Here is a 14,358-nt window from a genome sequence, read left to right on the forward strand (position 1 = left end):
GATTTACCCCAGAATCTCTTCGACGGTCTTGCCGCGCTTGGCAGCCACTTCCGACGGAGTCAGGGAAGCGCGCAGGCCGTTCAGCGTGGCACGGACCATGTTGTAGGGGTTGCTCGAGCCGAGGCTCTTGGCAACCACGTTGCGCACGCCCATCACTTCGAAGATGGCGCGCATCGGGCCGCCGGCGATCACGCCGGTACCTTCGGCCGCGGGCGAGATCAGCACGGTGGAAGCGCCATGCTTGCCAACCACGGAGTGGTGCAGCGTGCCGTTCTTCAGGGCAACCTTGAACATGCCGCGGCGGGCCTGTTCCATCGCCTTCTGGACGGACACCGGCACTTCACGCGCCTTGCCCTTGCCCATGCCGATGCGGCCGTCGCCGTCGCCGACCACGGTCAGCGCGGCAAAGCTCATGGTGCGACCACCCTTGACCACTTTGCTCACGCGGTTGACCGCGATCATCTTCTCGCGCAGGCCGTCGTCGTTCTCTTTTTCCGCGGCGCCCTTGCCTTGTACTTTAGCCATTTGACAGATCCTCGCTTAGAACTTCAGGCCGGCTTCACGCGCGGCATCGGCCAGCGCTTTCACGCGGCCATGGTAACGAAAGCCCGAGCGATCGAAAGCGACCAGTTCGATACCGGCGGCCTTGGCCTTTTCGGCAACGCGCTTGCCCACCAGCGTGGCAGCGGCGGTGTTGCCGCCCTGGCCGCTTTGGCCGGCCAGCTGCGCACGCACTTCGGGTTCCAGCGTCGAAGCGCTGACCAGCACGCGATCGCCTTCCGGCGAAATGATGTTGGCGTAGATGTGCAGGTTCGAGCGGAAAATCGAGAGGCGATGAACGCGCAGCTCGGAGATCTTCCGGCGGGTCGGAACCGCACGACGCAAACGGGAAACTTTTTTGTCCATGATTCGTCCTTGCGTGCGCCGTTATTTCTTCTTGGTCTCTTTGATGACGACGCGTTCGTCCGCATAGCGCACGCCCTTGCCCTTGTAGGGTTCGGGTTCGCGATAGGCGCGGATTTCAGCGGCCACCTGACCGACGACTTGCTTGTTGGAGCCCTTGATGACGATTTCCGTCTGGGTGGGGCACTCGGCCTTCACGCCGGCGGGCAGCTTGTGCACGATGTCGTGCGAAAAACCGAGCTGCAGCTTGACGGCGTCGCCTTGGACCTGGGCGCGATAGCCCACGCCAACCAGGTTCAGCTTGCGCTCGAAGCCCTTGCTCACGCCGGTGACCATGTTGGCCACCAGGGCGCGCACGGTGCCCGACATGGCGCCGGCATGGCGCGAGTCGTTGGCGGCGACAAACGTCAGCTTGCCGTCGTCCAGCGCAACGGTGACATCGCCGGTCAGCGGCTGGCTCAGGGTGCCCAGCGGGCCCTTGACGGTGATCTGGTCCTGCTGGATGTTGGCTTCGACACCCTTGGGCAGTTCGACCGGGTATTTAGCGATACGTGACATTCGAGTTTCTCCTTAGGCCACGTAGCACAGGACTTCGCCGCCGACGCCGTTGGCACGGGCCTTGCGGTCGGTCATGACGCCGCGCGAGGTCGAAACGATGGCCACGCCCAGGCCGTTCATGACCTGGGGAATGCTGCTACGGCCCTTGTAGATGCGCAGGCCGGGGCGCGAGACGCGTTCGATGCGCTCGATGACCGGACGGCCGGCGTAGTACTTCAGGGTGATTTCCAGCTCAGGCTTGGCCTGCGTGCCCTTGACTTCAAAGCCGTCGATGTAGCCTTCGTCCTGCAGCACGGCGGCAATGGCCGCCTTCAGCTTCGAGGAGGGCATGCTCACCGTAACTTTGTCAACTTGCTGCGCATTGCGAATGCGAGTCAGCATATCGGCGATGGGATCGCTCATGCTCATGTTTTTTCTCCTACCAGCTGGCCTTGGTGATGCCCGGGATTTCCCCGTTCACCGCCATTTCACGCAGTTTGTGGCGGGTCAGCCCAAACTTGCGGAACACGCCGCGCGGACGGCCGGTGACGACGCAGCGGTTGCGCTGGCGCGTCGGGTTGGCATTGCGCGGCAGTTGTTGCAGCTTCAGCCGAGCTTGGTAACGTTCTTCGTCGGTCTTCGACTGGTCGTCGATGATCGCCTTCAGTTCGGCGCGGCGAGCGGCGTACTTGTCGGCCAGCTTGGCGCGCTTGATGTCGCGATTGATGAGGGAAAGTTTAGCCACGTCATCAGCCTCTTAGTTACGGAACGGGAAGCTGAAGGCGGTCAGCAGCGCCTTGGCTTCGTCGTCGGTCTTGGCGGTGGTGGTGATGCTGATGTTCAGCCCACGCAGCGCGTCGATCTTGTCGTACTCGATTTCGGGGAAAATGATCTGCTCTTTCACCCCGATGTTGTAGTTGCCACGGCCGTCGAACGCGCGGCCCGAGATGCCGCGGAAGTCGCGCACGCGGGGCAGCGCAACCGCCACCAGGCGGTCCAGGAATTCGTACATGCGCTGGCCGCGCAGCGTGACCATGCAGCCGATCGGGTAGTTCTCGCGGATCTTGAAACCGGCGATAGCCTTGCGGGTCTTGGTCACGACGGGCTTCTGGCCGGCGATCTTGGTCAGGTCGGCAACGGCGTGCTCGATGACTTTCTTGTCAGCGACCGCTTCCGAGACGCCCATGTTCAGGGTGACCTTGGTGATGCGCGGCACTTCCATCAGGCTCTTGTAGCCGAACTTGGCCTGCAGGTCGGGAGCAACCTTGCTCTTGTAGAAATCTTGCAAACGAGACATGTCTGTCGCTCCTTACGCCTTGGCGCCGACAACGGCACCATTGGAACGGAACACGCGGACCTTGCGGCCGTCGACTTCCTTGACGCCGACGCGATCGCCCTTGCCCGTGGCGGGGTTGAACAGCGCCACGTTCGAGATGTGGATCGGCAGGGTCTTCTCGACGATGCCACCGGGGTTGTTGGCCATCGGGTTGGCCTTGACGTGCTTCTTGACGACGTTCACGCCCTCGACCAGGACGTGGTCGGCGTCGACGCGAGCCAGCACGGTGCCGCGACGCTTCTTGTCGCGGCCGGTCAGGACGATGACTTCGTCGCCTTTACGAATGTTGTTCATCGTGGGCTCCTTACAGCACTTCGGGGGCCAGCGACACGATCTTCATGAACTTCTCGGTACGCAGTTCGCGCGTAACGGGTCCGAAGATGCGGGTGCCGATGGGCTCCAGCTTGGCGTTGAGCAACACGGCGGCATTGCCACCGAAACGAATCAGCGAACCGTCCTTGCGGCGCACGCCCTTGGCGGTGCGAACCACCACGGCGTTGTAGATTTCGCCTTTCTTGACGCGCCCGCGCGGGGCCGCATCCTTGACGCTCACCTTGATGATGTCGCCGATACCGGCATAACGGCGCTTGGAGCCACCGAGCACCTTGATGCACATGACAGCGCGCGCACCGGTGTTGTCGGCCACGTCCAGCGTGGTCTGCATTTGGATCATGATTTTTCCTGTTCCAACTTAACCGGAATTGCAGCACCCCACCGAGGAGCACCGCACTTCCCGCCAGTTTTGGTCCCGTCAGGTCCGCCGCACGCTTTGAAGACGATCCTCAAAGGCGGTACCGCGACCCTGGGTTGAAATCCTGCGGATACTTTTCCCGACGCCTTTGCCGGCAAGCCGCAGCCTGGTCGGTGACCTGACCGCCGCCCTACAAATGACGACAATTCGGGAAAGCTGTCAATTCTACCCCGCCGCCGAAAAAGAAGCAAGCACGCCGCGCCGGTATTCGTGCCGTGCGCGCCACAGGCCGCCGGCGGCCTCCCGGTCGCCACCCCGGCGCTGCGTCACCGTTTTTTGTCGGCGTAGAAGCGGGCTTCCCAGGTATCGTGGTTGGCCTTGCCGCGCCGCACCTCGTCGGTCAGCGGCGCGGCGGCCAGCACCAGGCGGTTCAGCCAGCGCTCGGGCGCCCGGCAGGGACGCTCGAAGTCGATGAACAGCACGGCGCGCAGGCCGTCGGTGTCATTGTGGACCTGGTGGGGGTAGAGATCGTCGAACACCACGGCCCGGCCTTCTTCCCATATATAACGCTGGCCGCCGACCTCGATCCAGCAGCGTTCGCGCGGTTCGGGCACCACCAGCCCCAGGTGCAGGCGCAGCACCCCGTTGTATGGACCACGGTGCAGCGGGATCCGCTTGCCGGGCTCGAGGATCGAAAAGAACGCCGTCCGCAGCCCCGGTATGCAGGTCAGCGCGTCGGCGGTGGCCGGGCAACGGGCCAGGTTGCGCTCCGAACGCAGCCCGTAGGCCAGGAACAGGAAGGTTTTCCACTGGTCGTCGCCGGTGATCATGGCCACGTCGGGCGAGATTTCGTGGAACGCCGGCAGGCGCTCGCGCTCCCGCAGCAGCGCCTGCAGTTCGGCGCGGATGGCCGGCGCCCGGGCTTCCAGCCCGGCTATCCAGCCGAACTGGGCATTGTCGAAGATGGGCCGGTCTCCTACCAGGGAGGCCCGGGCAATACGGTGTTGCAGCCAATCGAGGAACCGGAAGAAGGCCCGCGAGAAGAGACTGCGCGCGACGGGGGGACCCTGGTTCGGTGTTGGCATGGCAGAACGGCGAAAAGTGTACGGATGACGTGCCGGCGGACCTGATGCCCCCCCATTTTGTGCAGAGACGCGACGCGGCGCAAGCCCGCGGCGATTGGCTCCGGCAGAACTGGTTGCAGTGGCCCAAGCGTCCGTCGCCAAGCTGGTTTAGACTGAAGGGGTCTCATTGCTATTCCCACTTATTTCGCAAGGAACTCAGCATGTATGAACAGTTGGCGCTGTATATCGACGGTGAATTCCTGACCGGCGAGGGCCGTCGTACCCAGGATGTGATCAACCCCGCCACCCTGGAAGTCCTGGGGCAGCTGCCGCACGCCACGGAAGCCGACCTCGACCGGGCGCTGGCCGCGGCGCAGCGGGCCTTCGAGTCCTGGAAGCACAGCTCGCCCATGGAGCGCTCGGCCATCCTGCGCAAGGTGGCGTCGCTGTCGCGCGAGCGCGCCAAGGAAATCGGCCGCAACATGACGCTGGACCAGGGCAAGCCGCTGGCCGAATCGGTGGGCGAGATCACCGCTTGCGCCGAGCACGCCGACTGGCATGCCGAGGAATGCCGGCGCATCTACGGCCGCGTGATCCCGCCGCGCAGCCCGGAAGTGCGCCAGATCGTGGTGCGCGAGCCGATCGGCGTATGTGCCGCGTTCACGCCCTGGAACTTCCCCTACAACCAGGCCATCCGCAAGATCGCCGCCGCCCTCGGCGCGGGCTGCACGGTCATCCTGAAGGGCCCGGAAGATTCCCCCAGCGCGGTCATGGCCATCGCCCGCATGTTCCATGAAGCCGGGCTGCCCAAGGGCTGCCTGAACATCGTGTGGGGCGAGCCCGCCAAGATCTCCGACTACCTGATCCGCTCGCCCATCGTGCGCAAGGTGTCGTTCACCGGCTCGGTGCCGGTGGGCAAGCAGCTGGCCGCGCTGGCCGGCGCCCACATGAAGCGGGTCACCATGGAACTGGGCGGCCATTCGCCGGTCCTGGTGTTCGACGATGCCGACATCGGCCGCGCCGCCGAGATGCTGGCCAAGTTCAAGATCCGCAACGCCGGCCAGGTTTGCGTGTCGCCCACCCGCTTCTACGTACAGGAAGGCGCGTACGAGCAGTTCCTGGCGCGCTTCACCGAAGTGCTCAAGGGCATCAAGGTGGGCGACGGCCTGGAAGAAGGCACCCAGATGGGGCCGCTGGCGCACGAACGGCGGGTGCCGGCCATGAGCAAGTTCGTGGAAGACGCCAAGAAGCACGGCGGCAAGATCGCGCTGGGCGGCGAACCGCTCGACCGCAAGGGCTTCTTCTTCTCGCCCACGGTGGTCACGGACCTGCCCGACGACTCCATGCTGATGACCGAAGAGCCCTTCGGGCCGGTCGCGCCGGTGGTGCGCTTCAAGGACACCGACGAAGTGCTGCGGCGCGCCAACAGCCTGCCGTTCGGCCTGTCGTCATACGTGTTCACCAACTCGCTGCAAACCGCCACCAAGGTCGGCAACGGGCTGGAAGCCGGCATGGTCAACATCAACCATTTCGGCAGCGCCCTGGCCGAAACGCCGTTCGGCGGCATCAAGGACAGCGGCATCGGCAGCGAAGGCGGCCTGGAAACCTTCGACGGCTACCTGGTCACCAAGTTCATCACGCATGTATAAGTGATTCCCCAGGGGCGACGCCAGCGAGCCGACGGCAGGTGTCTGACACCCGGTGGGTGTCAGACACCGAGATGGACCGGCAAGCCGGCTTCGCGGCGTCTCCCTTCGGGCAGCAGGTGTTAGGGAGGCCCGATACCCGAAACGGGCAAGAAAAAACGGCAAGGATCGCTCCTTGCCGTTTTTCATGACGAGGCGGCCGAGGCCGCCCGCCAGGTGCTGCTTAGATGATGCGCACCGCTTCGACCAGTCGCACCACGCTCCAGGACTTCGAGCGCGAGATGGGACGGCCTTCCGCGATTTCGACGGTGTCGCCTTCGTTGTACTGGTTCGACTCGTCGTGCGCCTTGTACTTCGCCGAACGCATGACGATCTTGCCATAGATGGGGTGCTTGACGCGGCGTTCGACCAGAACGACCACGGTCTTGTCCATCTTGTTGCTGACGACCTTGCCGACCAGCGTGCGCTGGCGCTTGGCTTGAGTGTTTTGGGTTTCGCTCATGATCATTTCCCTGCCTTCTCGGTCAGCAAGGTACGCACGCGCGCGATGTCACGACGCACGTTGCGCAGCTGGCTGGTGTTGGCAAGTTGCTGCGTGGCCTTCTGCATGCGCAGACCGAATTGCGCCTTCAGCAGGCTCTCGAGCTCTTTGCCGAGCTCGGCGGCGTCTTTCGAACGGAGTTCGCTGGCTTTCATTGTGTACTCCTTAAGCACCGATATGACGCGCAACGAACGTGGTCGAGATCGGCAGCTTGGCGGCGGCCAGGCGGAACGCCTCGCGCGCCAGCTCTTCGCTGACCCCTTCCATTTCGTAGAGCACCTTGCCGGGCTGGATCTCGGCGACCCAGTACTCGGGGTTGCCCTTACCATTACCCATCCGGACTTCGGCAGGCTTCTGCGAGATCGGCTTATCCGGGAAAATGCGAATCCAGATACGGCCGCCACGCTTGATGTGACGGTTGATGGCACGACGCGCCGCTTCGATCTGACGGGCGGTCAGACGGCCGCGGCCGGTGGCCTTCAGGCCGAATTCGCCGAACGACACATGCGTGCCGCGCGTGGCGAGACCGGTGTTGCGGCCCTTTTGCTCTTTGCGATATTTTCTGCGAGAGGGTTGCAGCATGGTTATTCTCCTTCAGGCGCCGGAGCCGCGTCCGCCTTGCGGGGACCACGACCACGACCACCCGGACGACCGGGGCGACCGCCATCGGGGCGATCACCGCGCGGCGCGCGACGCGGACGGCGTTCTTCTTCACGCGGGGCGGCGGTTTCAGGCGGCAGTTCGCCATTGGCCAGCATGTCGCCCTTGTAGACCCACACCTTGATGCCGATCACACCGTAGGTGGTGTGGGCTTCCGAGGTGCCGTAGTCGATATTGGCCTTCAGCGTGTGAAGCGGCACGCGACCTTCGCGATACCACTCGGTACGCGCGATTTCGATACCGTTCAAGCGGCCCGAGCTCATGATCTTGATGCCCTGGGCGCCCAGGCGCATGGCGTTCTGCATGGCGCGCTTCATGGCGCGGCGGAACATGATGCGCTTTTCGAGCTGTTGCGAGATCGAATCGGCGATCAGCTGGGCGTCGGTTTCCGGCTTGCGGATTTCCTCGATGTTGACGTGCACGGGCACGCCCATCAGACGCTGCAGATCGGCCTTCAGGTTCTCGATGTCCTCGCCGCGCTTGCCGATCACCACGCCCGGACGAGCCGAGTAGACGGTGATGCGGGCGTTCTTGGCGGGACGCTCGATGATGACGCGACCGACCGAGGCGCTCTTGAGTTTCTTCTTCAGGTACTCGCGAACGCGGATGTCTTCGGCCAGCATGCTGCCAAAGGCCTTGTCATCGGCGAACCAGCGCGAGGACCAATTACGGGTGACCGCGAGACGGAACCCAGTGGGGTGAATTTTCTGACCCATCGTGACTCCTTAGGCTCCGACCTTGACCGTGATGTGGCAGGTCTGCTTCTCGATGCGGTTACCACGGCCCTTGGCGCGAGCCGAGAAACGCTTCATCGATTGCGCCTTGTCGACGAAAATCGTGGTGATCTTCAGTTCGTCGATGTCGGCGCCGTCGTTGTGTTCGGCATTGGCGATGGCGGACTCGACAGCCTTCTTCAGGATGCCGGCGGCCTTCTTGGGGGAAAAGGTGAGGATGTTCAGCGCCTGAGCAACCGACTTGCCGCGGATCAGGTCCGCAACCAGACGGGTCTTCTGGGCCGAGATGTGAACCCCACGGATAACGGCAGTAGTTTCCATCGCTTACCTCTTCGCCTTCTTGTCCGCGGCGTGGCCCTTGAACGTACGGGTCAGCGCGAACTCGCCGAGCTTGTGACCGACCATGTTCTCGTTGATGTAAACGGGAACGTGCTGGCGGCCGTTGTGCACAGCGATCGTCAGGCCGATGAACTCGGGCAGGATCGTGGAACGGCGCGACCAGGTTTTGATCGGCTTCTTGTCTTTGCCCGCGACGGCCGCGTCCACCTTCTTGATGAGGTGGGCGTCGACAAACGGGCCTTTCTTGATCGAACGTGACATAGTGTTCGCCTCTTACTTGCGCTTGCGCCGTTGGACGATCATGTTGTTCGTCCGCTTGTTGCGACGGGTCTTGAAACCCTTCGAGGGCGTGCCCCACGGGCTGACCGGTTCGCGTGCCTCGCCGGTACGGCCTTCGCCGCCACCGTGCGGGTGGTCCACCGGGTTCATGGCCACGCCACGAACCGTCGGACGCACACCGCGCCAACGCATCGCACCGGCCTTGCCGATCTGGCGCAGGCTGTGTTCTTCGTTACCGACTTCGCCGATGGTGGCGCGGCACTCGATGTGGACGCGACGGACTTCGCCCGAACGCAGACGCACTTGGGCGTACGTGCCTTCACGAGCCAGCAGCACCGCCGACGCACCGGCCGAACGCGCCATCTGGGCGCCTTTGCCGGGGATCATTTCGATGCAGTGGATGGTGGTACCCACCGGGATGTTGCGGATCGGCAGCGTGTTGCCGGCGCGGATCGGGGCTTCGATGCCCGAGACCAGCGTGGCGCCCACTTCCAGGCCGCGCGGCGCGATGATGTAGCGACGCTCGCCGTCGGCATAGCACAGCAGGGCGATGTGCGCCGTACGGTTGGGGTCGTACTCGAGGCGTTCCACCTTGGCCTGGATGCCGTCCTTGTTGCGACGGAAGTCGATCACGCGATAGTGCTGCTTGTGACCGCCGCCACGATGGCGAACCGTGATGTGGCCGTTGTTGTTACGGCCCGAGCCACGGGTCTTCTTCTCGAGCAGGGCGGCATGCGGCGCGCCTTTGTGCAGCTTGGGGCTGACGACCTTCACCATGCCGCGACGGCCGGCCGAGGTCGGTTTTACTTTGACGAGGGCCATTTACTTCACCTCCGCAAAGTCGATTTCCTGGCCTTCCTTGAGCGCGACATAGGCCTTGCGCTCGCTGCGGCGGCGACCCACGAAGCGGCCAAAGCGCTTGACTTTGCCCTTACGGTTGAGGACCTGCACGGACTCGACCTGCACTTTGAACAGCAGTTCGACGGCAGCCTTGATTTCCGGCTTGGTAGCGTCAGCCACGACACGGAAAGCGACTTGCTGGTTCTTCTCGGCAACGAAGGTGGCCTTTTCGGTCACCACCGGAGCCAGAATGACTTGCATCAAGCGTTCGGCGTTCATCCCAGCATCTCCTCGAGTTGAGCGATGGCCGGCTTGGTGATCAGCACTTTCTTGTAGTGGATCAGCGACAACGGATCGGCATAGCGGGGTTCGACCACGGCAACGTGCGGCAGGTTGCGAGTGGCGAGGTAAACATTTTCATCGACGGCGTCGGTGATGATCAGCACCGAATCGAGGCCCAGGGTCTTGAGCTTGGCCACGGCCAGCTTGGTCTTGGGCGATTCGAGGTCGAACGTGTCGACGACGGCGATGCGGTCTTCGCGGGCCAGCTGCGACAGAATCGAGCGGATGCCGGCGCGGTACATCTTCTTGTTGACCTTCTGGCTGAAGTTTTCTTCAGGCGAGTTCGGGAAGGTGCGGCCACCCCCACGCCACAGCGGCGACGAGGTCATGCCGGCGCGCGCGCGGCCGGTACCCTTCTGGCGCCAGGGCTTCTTGGTGGTGTGCTTGACTTCGGCACGGTCCTTCTGGGCGCGGTTGCCGCTGCGCGCGTTGGCCTGGTAGGCCACCACGACCTGGTGAACCAGCGCTTCGTTGAAATCGCGACCGAAGATGGTGTCGGGCGCGCTGAACGTAGCGGCCTGACCTTGATCGTTCAGGAGCTTGAGATCCATGATGCTTACGCCCCCTTCTTGGCCGGCGCCTTGATGGCCGGACGCACGACGACATCGCCGCCGGCATGGCCGGGAACGGCGCCCTTGACCAGCAGCAGGCCGCGTTCGGCGTCGACACGCACGACGTCGAGGTTTTGAACGGTACGGGTCACATCGCCCAGGTGGCCAGCCATGCGCTTGCCGGGGAAGATGCGGCCCGGATCCTGCGCCTGGCCGATCGAGCCGGGCACGCGGTGCGAACGGGAGTTACCGTGCGAGGCGCGCTGCGAACCGAAGTTGTGGCGCTTGATGGTGCCGGCGAAACCCTTACCGATCGTGGTGCCCGTGACGTCGACCTGCTGGCCGGCTTCGAACACCGATTCCACGGCGATGACCGCGCCGGGGGTGAACTCGGCGAGGCGGGCGGGATCAAGGCGAAATTCTTTCTGGATGCTACCGGCTTCGGCTCCGGCCTTGGCGTAGTGGCCGGTTTGCGGCTTGGCCACACGCGAGGCACGACGGGTGCCGTAAGCCACCTGGATCGCGGCGTAGCCGTCGGTTTCCAGAGACTTGATCTGGGTCACGCGGTTGTTCGACACGTCCAGCACGGTCACCGGGATGGATTCACCTTCCTCGGTAAAAATGCGGGTCATGCCGACCTTGCGACCCACCAGACCCAGCCGATGCGCGGCGGGCGTGGACGTCGAATTCGACATTGTTTTCTCCATTCCCGACTACGATTGGTCGGGGCTAATCGGGCAAAAGGTAAAGGCTTTCACCCTACAGGACTAAGTAACCAAAACCGCCCGCGGCTAAGCGCGCGGCCAGGGTTGCTGTTGCCACAAAATGGCAAGCTTGGCATATTAGCACGATTTTTCCAGGCAGCACAAGTACTTAGATGCCTTGCCGCCACGGGCGTCCTAGCGGCCGGCCCGCCGGGGCGCGGCCTTCTCGGCCAGGATCAGGTACAGGCCGCTGGCAATGATGATGGCGCTGCCCGCCAGGGCGGCGGGCGTCGGCACCTCGCCCCAGACGGCATAGCCCAGGGCGATGGCCAACACGATGCGGCTATAGCTGAGCGCCCCTGCCAGCGCCGGGGGCATGAGCCGGAAGGCCTGGGTCTGCGAATATTGCCCCACCGCGCCGGCCAGGCCGGCCCCGCCCAGCACCAGCCAGCCGATGGCATCCGGCGCGACCCAGCCCAGGGGTAGCCAGCAGGCCGTTACCAGGGTGGCCAGGGCGGTGAAGTAGAAGACCACACAGGTAGGGTGTTCCGAGCCGCTGGTCTTGCGGGTCAGCACCATGCCCAATGCATACAGCAATGTGCTGCCCAGGCCGGCCAGCGCCCCCGCGTCGAGCAGCCCGGCGCCGGGCGGCGCGATCAGCAGCACGCCGGCGAAGCCGATGATCACCGCCATCCAGCGCCGGGCGCCGACCCGCTCGGCCAGGATGGGCGCCGACAGCGCGGCGATCATCAAGGGCCCGACATAGGTATAGGCAGTGGCGTCGGCAAAAGGCAACAGGTGGTACGACCAGAAGCTCAGGACCATGGACGCCACCATCAAGACGCTGAGCGTGGCGATGGCCGCCGGCCGGCTGGTGCGCAGCACCGCGGCGCCGCCCTGGTGGCGCGCCAGCAACAGTATGGGAAGCAGCGCCACCGCGCTGCGCAGGAAGACCGCCTGGCCGAAGGGGTAGATTTCGACCGCCCATTTCACCAGGGCGTTCATGAAGGCGAACGCCGCCACGGAGACGAGCAAGTGGGCGATGCCCGCGCCGAGCCGGATGTCGGCCATGGGCGGCACGCGGCCGCCGGCCGCCGGCACGGGTGACGGCGCCAGGGGAGCCGGATTCATGGCAGGGTCACTATGCGGCTTGCCGGCGTTTCTCGTAGACCGCCTGCCGCAACGCCAGGCCGGCCGTGGGCGAGGCCGGGCGCGCGGCAGCCTGGAACAACGGCACCTGCTCCGCGTGATGGCAGGCCACCTGGTGGCCCGGGCCCATGGGGCGCAAGGCCGGTACCTGCTGGCGGCACTGCTCCGTCGCCATGGCGCAGCGCGTATGGAAACGGCAACCGGGCGGCGGATTGATCGGACTGGGAATGTCGCCGGCGGGCACCGCCTTGTCGCGGAAAGCGGGATTGGGCTCCGGGGCGGCCGCCAGCAGCGCCTGGGTATAGGGGTGGCGCGGACGCTCGTAGAGGCTGCGCTTGTCGGCGATCTCCACCATCTGGCCCAGATACATCACCGCGACGCGATCCGCGATATGACGCACGACCGCCAGGCCATGCGAAATGAAAAGGTAGGAAAACTTGAACTCGTGCTGCAGATCCTTGAGCAGGTTGACGATCTGCGCCTGGATCGACACATCCAGCGCGGACACGGGTTCGTCGCAGACGATGAGCTTGGGCGACAAGGCCAGCGCGCGCGCAATGCCGATGCGCTGGCGCTGGCCTCCGGAGAACTGGTGGGGATAGCGTTGCGCATGATAGGGAGCCAGGTCCACCAGCCGCAATAGCTCCTCGACGCGCCGCCCATGCGTCGCGGGATCGCCGACCTTGTGCACCTGCAGCGGCTCCGCCAGGATTTCACCGATAGTCATGCGCGGGTTCAGGCTGGCGTATGGATCCTGGAACACGATCTGCATACTGCGGCGCAACGCATTGAGGTCGCGCCGCGACGCGTGGGTGATGTCGCGCCCCTCGAAGCGGATGCGCCCGGCCGTCGGCTCGATCAGGCGCATCGCCAGGCGCGCCGTGGTCGATTTTCCACAGCCGGTCTCGCCGACGATGGCCAGGGTCTCGCCCCGGGCGATCGACAGGCTGACATCGTCGACCGCGCGCACCATGCCGACCTGCCGCCGCAGCAGGGCCCCGCTGCGCACCGGATAATGTTTCGACACGCCTTCCAGCTCCAGCAGGGTCTCGGTCATGCGAATTGCTCCAGTGGAACGTTCCAGCATGCCGCCGCGTGGCCCGGCGCCACCTCTTCCAGGGCAGGCAGGTCGCGCCGGCAGCGCTCGCTGGCGAACAGGCAGCGCGGGTTGAAGCGGCATCCGGCCGGATAGCGGAACGGCGGCGGCACCGTGCCGCGGATCGTCAACAGGCGCGCCGTGTCGGCGCTCATGCGCGGCAGCGAACTCATCAGGCCCAGCGTGTAGGGATGCTGGGTATCCTGGAAGACGGCCGACACCGACGCGGCTTCCATGACCTTGCCGGCATACATCACGGCCACTTCGTCGGCGCATTGCGCGATGACGCCGAGGTCGTGGGTGATCAGCACGATGGCCATGCCCGTCTCCTGCTGCAGGTCGCGCAGCAGTTGCAGGATCTGTGCCTGGATCGTCACGTCCAGTGCGGTGGTGGGCTCGTCGGCGATCAGCACGGCCGGCTTGCAGGCCAGCGCCATGGCGATCATGACCCGCTGGCGCATGCCGCCGGAAAGCTGGTGCGGGTACTCGGCGAAGCGGCGCTCGGGCGAGGATATGCGCACCTTGGCCAGCGCTTCGATGGCCAGGGCTTTCAGGTCGCTGTCCGCCATCGAATGATGCGCGCGAACCGCCTCCATGATCTGGAAGCCGACCGTGTGCACCGGGTTGAGGCTGGTCATCGGTTCCTGGAAGACCATCGCGATGCGGTTGCCGCGGATCTCCCGCATGCGGGCGGCCGACAGGGTGCGCAGGTCGCGGCCCTCGAACAGGATCTGGCCCGCCTGGATGCGCCCGGGCGGAGGCACCAACCCCATGATCGACAGCGACAGCATGCTTTTGCCCGAGCCGCTTTCGCCCACGATGCCGAGGGTCGTGCCGGGCCGCACCTGCAGGCTGACGCCGTCCACGGCGCGCACCTCCCCCATGGGGGTATGGAACGCCGTGACCAGGTCCCGCACTTCGAGTATGGGCGCATCCATGGATGCTC

General features: G+C 64.7%; 23 protein-coding genes. 1 reads left to right on the top strand and 22 read right to left on the bottom strand.

Annotated elements, in window-relative coordinates:
• Positions 1 to 3 precede the first annotated feature (3 nt).
• The 9 genes from rpsE to CAL24_RS23480 form a co-directional block, all read right to left on the bottom strand.
• Positions 4 to 525, bottom strand: coding sequence for a 30S ribosomal protein S5 (rpsE, locus tag CAL24_RS23440; RefSeq protein WP_028355430.1), 522 nt, complete (start codon positions 523 to 525; stop codon positions 4 to 6).
• A 15-nt stretch (positions 526 to 540) separates the two neighbouring features.
• A complete protein-coding gene (gene rplR, locus CAL24_RS23445; protein WP_012251753.1) occupies positions 541 to 906 on the bottom strand; it encodes a 50S ribosomal protein L18 in 366 nt (121 codons plus the stop codon).
• Between the two features lie 21 nt (positions 907 to 927).
• Positions 928 to 1,461 (bottom strand): 50S ribosomal protein L6, encoded by a 534-nt coding sequence (gene rplF / locus CAL24_RS23450; RefSeq protein WP_028355431.1) that lies wholly within the window; start codon positions 1,459 to 1,461, stop codon positions 928 to 930.
• A gap of 12 nt (positions 1,462 to 1,473) precedes the next feature.
• Entirely contained in the window at positions 1,474 to 1,869 is a 396-nt protein-coding gene (gene rpsH, locus CAL24_RS23455) for a 30S ribosomal protein S8 (protein ID WP_028355432.1), read from the bottom strand.
• A 10-nt stretch (positions 1,870 to 1,879) separates the two neighbouring features.
• On the bottom strand, positions 1,880 to 2,185 hold the full coding sequence (rpsN, locus tag CAL24_RS23460) for a 30S ribosomal protein S14 (RefSeq protein ID WP_094808072.1): 306 nt from the start codon (positions 2,183 to 2,185) through the stop codon (positions 1,880 to 1,882).
• A 12-nt stretch (positions 2,186 to 2,197) separates the two neighbouring features.
• Positions 2,198 to 2,737 (bottom strand): 50S ribosomal protein L5, encoded by a 540-nt coding sequence (gene rplE / locus CAL24_RS23465; RefSeq protein WP_028355434.1) that lies wholly within the window; start codon positions 2,735 to 2,737, stop codon positions 2,198 to 2,200.
• A gap of 12 nt (positions 2,738 to 2,749) precedes the next feature.
• Positions 2,750 to 3,070 (bottom strand): 50S ribosomal protein L24, encoded by a 321-nt coding sequence (gene rplX, locus CAL24_RS23470; RefSeq protein WP_012251758.1) that lies wholly within the window; start codon positions 3,068 to 3,070, stop codon positions 2,750 to 2,752.
• 10 nt (positions 3,071 to 3,080) lie between these two features.
• A complete protein-coding gene (rplN, locus tag CAL24_RS23475) occupies positions 3,081 to 3,449 on the bottom strand; it encodes a 50S ribosomal protein L14 (RefSeq protein ID WP_005017313.1) in 369 nt (122 codons plus the stop codon).
• Positions 3,450 to 3,793: 344 nt separating this feature from the next.
• Positions 3,794 to 4,552, bottom strand: a complete 759-nt coding sequence (locus CAL24_RS23480; RefSeq protein WP_038853849.1) for an aspartyl/asparaginyl beta-hydroxylase domain-containing protein — start codon at positions 4,550 to 4,552, stop codon at positions 3,794 to 3,796.
• A gap of 200 nt (positions 4,553 to 4,752) precedes the next feature.
• On the opposite strand from CAL24_RS23480, the gene CAL24_RS23485 reads away from it, so the two are divergent.
• The gene (locus CAL24_RS23485) at positions 4,753 to 6,180 is read left to right on the top strand and encodes an NAD-dependent succinate-semialdehyde dehydrogenase (protein WP_028355435.1); all 1,428 of its coding nucleotides are present in this window, start codon (positions 4,753 to 4,755) and stop codon (positions 6,178 to 6,180) included.
• Between the two features lie 220 nt (positions 6,181 to 6,400).
• Here the strand turns inward: CAL24_RS23485 and rpsQ are convergent, their stop codons facing one another.
• From rpsQ to CAL24_RS23550, 13 genes are all read right to left on the bottom strand, one after another.
• The gene (rpsQ, locus tag CAL24_RS23490; protein WP_028355436.1) at positions 6,401 to 6,679 is read right to left on the bottom strand and encodes a 30S ribosomal protein S17; all 279 of its coding nucleotides are present in this window, start codon (positions 6,677 to 6,679) and stop codon (positions 6,401 to 6,403) included.
• 2 nt (positions 6,680 to 6,681) lie between these two features.
• Entirely contained in the window at positions 6,682 to 6,873 is a 192-nt protein-coding gene (rpmC, locus tag CAL24_RS23495; RefSeq protein WP_003806912.1) for a 50S ribosomal protein L29, read from the bottom strand.
• A gap of 10 nt (positions 6,874 to 6,883) precedes the next feature.
• A complete protein-coding gene (rplP, locus tag CAL24_RS23500) occupies positions 6,884 to 7,300 on the bottom strand; it encodes a 50S ribosomal protein L16 (RefSeq protein WP_006389610.1) in 417 nt (138 codons plus the stop codon).
• Positions 7,301 to 7,302: 2 nt separating this feature from the next.
• Entirely contained in the window at positions 7,303 to 8,094 is a 792-nt protein-coding gene (gene rpsC / locus CAL24_RS23505; protein WP_028355437.1) for a 30S ribosomal protein S3, read from the bottom strand.
• Between the two features lie 9 nt (positions 8,095 to 8,103).
• Positions 8,104 to 8,433: a 50S ribosomal protein L22 gene (rplV, locus tag CAL24_RS23510; protein ID WP_028355438.1), complete on the bottom strand. Its 330-nt coding sequence runs from the start codon at positions 8,431 to 8,433 to the stop codon at positions 8,104 to 8,106.
• Between the two features lie 3 nt (positions 8,434 to 8,436).
• Positions 8,437 to 8,712, bottom strand: a complete 276-nt coding sequence (gene rpsS, locus CAL24_RS23515) for a 30S ribosomal protein S19 (RefSeq protein ID WP_028355439.1) — start codon at positions 8,710 to 8,712, stop codon at positions 8,437 to 8,439.
• A 12-nt stretch (positions 8,713 to 8,724) separates the two neighbouring features.
• Entirely contained in the window at positions 8,725 to 9,552 is an 828-nt protein-coding gene (gene rplB / locus CAL24_RS23520) for a 50S ribosomal protein L2 (protein WP_028355440.1), read from the bottom strand.
• Positions 9,553 to 9,849 (bottom strand): 50S ribosomal protein L23, encoded by a 297-nt coding sequence (gene rplW / locus CAL24_RS23525; RefSeq protein ID WP_028355441.1) that lies wholly within the window; start codon positions 9,847 to 9,849, stop codon positions 9,553 to 9,555.
• Positions 9,846 to 10,463 carry a 50S ribosomal protein L4 gene (gene rplD, locus CAL24_RS23530; protein ID WP_028355442.1) on the bottom strand — a complete coding sequence of 206 codons (618 nt, stop codon included), beginning with the start codon at positions 10,461 to 10,463 and terminating at the stop codon, positions 9,846 to 9,848. Before rplD ends, rplW begins: the two co-directional genes overlap by 4 nt.
• A 5-nt stretch (positions 10,464 to 10,468) precedes the next feature.
• Positions 10,469 to 11,158 carry a 50S ribosomal protein L3 gene (rplC, locus tag CAL24_RS23535; protein ID WP_028355443.1) on the bottom strand — a complete coding sequence of 230 codons (690 nt, stop codon included), beginning with the start codon at positions 11,156 to 11,158 and terminating at the stop codon, positions 10,469 to 10,471.
• A gap of 204 nt (positions 11,159 to 11,362) precedes the next feature.
• Positions 11,363 to 12,298, bottom strand: a complete 936-nt coding sequence (locus CAL24_RS23540) for a DMT family transporter (RefSeq protein ID WP_081760469.1) — start codon at positions 12,296 to 12,298, stop codon at positions 11,363 to 11,365.
• A gap of 10 nt (positions 12,299 to 12,308) precedes the next feature.
• Positions 12,309 to 13,373 (bottom strand): ABC transporter ATP-binding protein, encoded by a 1,065-nt coding sequence (locus CAL24_RS23545; protein WP_028355445.1) that lies wholly within the window; start codon positions 13,371 to 13,373, stop codon positions 12,309 to 12,311.
• Positions 13,370 to 14,350 carry an ABC transporter ATP-binding protein gene (locus tag CAL24_RS23550; protein WP_028355446.1) on the bottom strand — a complete coding sequence of 327 codons (981 nt, stop codon included), beginning with the start codon at positions 14,348 to 14,350 and terminating at the stop codon, positions 13,370 to 13,372. The genes CAL24_RS23545 and CAL24_RS23550 overlap by 4 nt, the downstream gene beginning before the upstream one ends.
• Between the last annotated feature and the right edge of the window lie 8 nt (positions 14,351 to 14,358).

Source organism: Bordetella genomosp. 2 (assembly GCF_002261345.1).
Classification (GTDB): domain Bacteria; phylum Pseudomonadota; class Gammaproteobacteria; order Burkholderiales; family Burkholderiaceae_B; genus Bordetella_A.

Bases quoted from the DNA above. Each gene is read 5' to 3' on its own strand.
- rpsE (WP_028355430.1), bottom strand. From the start codon at position 525: ATGGCTAAAGTACAAGGCAAGGGCGCCGCGGAAAAAGAGAACGACGAC.
- rplR (WP_012251753.1), bottom strand. From the start codon at position 906: ATGGACAAAAAAGTTTCCCGTTTGCGTCGTGCGGTTCCGACCCGCCGG.
- rplF (WP_028355431.1), bottom strand. From the start codon at position 1,461: ATGTCACGTATCGCTAAATACCCGGTCGAACTGCCCAAGGGTGTCGAA.
- rpsH (WP_028355432.1), bottom strand. From the start codon at position 1,869: ATGAGCATGAGCGATCCCATCGCCGATATGCTGACTCGCATTCGCAAT.
- rplE (WP_028355434.1), bottom strand. From the start codon at position 2,737: ATGTCTCGTTTGCAAGATTTCTACAAGAGCAAGGTTGCTCCCGACCTG.
- rplX (WP_012251758.1), bottom strand. From the start codon at position 3,070: ATGAACAACATTCGTAAAGGCGACGAAGTCATCGTCCTGACCGGCCGC.
- rplN (WP_005017313.1), bottom strand. From the start codon at position 3,449: ATGATCCAAATGCAGACCACGCTGGACGTGGCCGACAACACCGGTGCG.
- CAL24_RS23480 (WP_038853849.1), bottom strand. From the start codon at position 4,552: ATGCCAACACCGAACCAGGGTCCCCCCGTCGCGCGCAGTCTCTTCTCG.
- CAL24_RS23485 (WP_028355435.1), top strand. From the start codon at position 4,753: ATGTATGAACAGTTGGCGCTGTATATCGACGGTGAATTCCTGACCGGC.
- rpsQ (WP_028355436.1), bottom strand. From the start codon at position 6,679: ATGAGCGAAACCCAAAACACTCAAGCCAAGCGCCAGCGCACGCTGGTC.
- rpmC (WP_003806912.1), bottom strand. From the start codon at position 6,873: ATGAAAGCCAGCGAACTCCGTTCGAAAGACGCCGCCGAGCTCGGCAAA.
- rplP (WP_006389610.1), bottom strand. From the start codon at position 7,300: ATGCTGCAACCCTCTCGCAGAAAATATCGCAAAGAGCAAAAGGGCCGC.
- rpsC (WP_028355437.1), bottom strand. From the start codon at position 8,094: ATGGGTCAGAAAATTCACCCCACTGGGTTCCGTCTCGCGGTCACCCGT.
- rplV (WP_028355438.1), bottom strand. From the start codon at position 8,433: ATGGAAACTACTGCCGTTATCCGTGGGGTTCACATCTCGGCCCAGAAG.
- rpsS (WP_028355439.1), bottom strand. From the start codon at position 8,712: ATGTCACGTTCGATCAAGAAAGGCCCGTTTGTCGACGCCCACCTCATC.
- rplB (WP_028355440.1), bottom strand. From the start codon at position 9,552: ATGGCCCTCGTCAAAGTAAAACCGACCTCGGCCGGCCGTCGCGGCATG.
- rplW (WP_028355441.1), bottom strand. From the start codon at position 9,849: ATGAACGCCGAACGCTTGATGCAAGTCATTCTGGCTCCGGTGGTGACC.
- rplD (WP_028355442.1), bottom strand. From the start codon at position 10,463: ATGGATCTCAAGCTCCTGAACGATCAAGGTCAGGCCGCTACGTTCAGC.
- rplC (WP_028355443.1), bottom strand. From the start codon at position 11,158: ATGTCGAATTCGACGTCCACGCCCGCCGCGCATCGGCTGGGTCTGGTG.
- CAL24_RS23540 (WP_081760469.1), bottom strand. From the start codon at position 12,298: ATGAATCCGGCTCCCCTGGCGCCGTCACCCGTGCCGGCGGCCGGCGGC.
- CAL24_RS23545 (WP_028355445.1), bottom strand. From the start codon at position 13,373: ATGACCGAGACCCTGCTGGAGCTGGAAGGCGTGTCGAAACATTATCCG.
- CAL24_RS23550 (WP_028355446.1), bottom strand. From the start codon at position 14,350: ATGGATGCGCCCATACTCGAAGTGCGGGACCTGGTCACGGCGTTCCAT.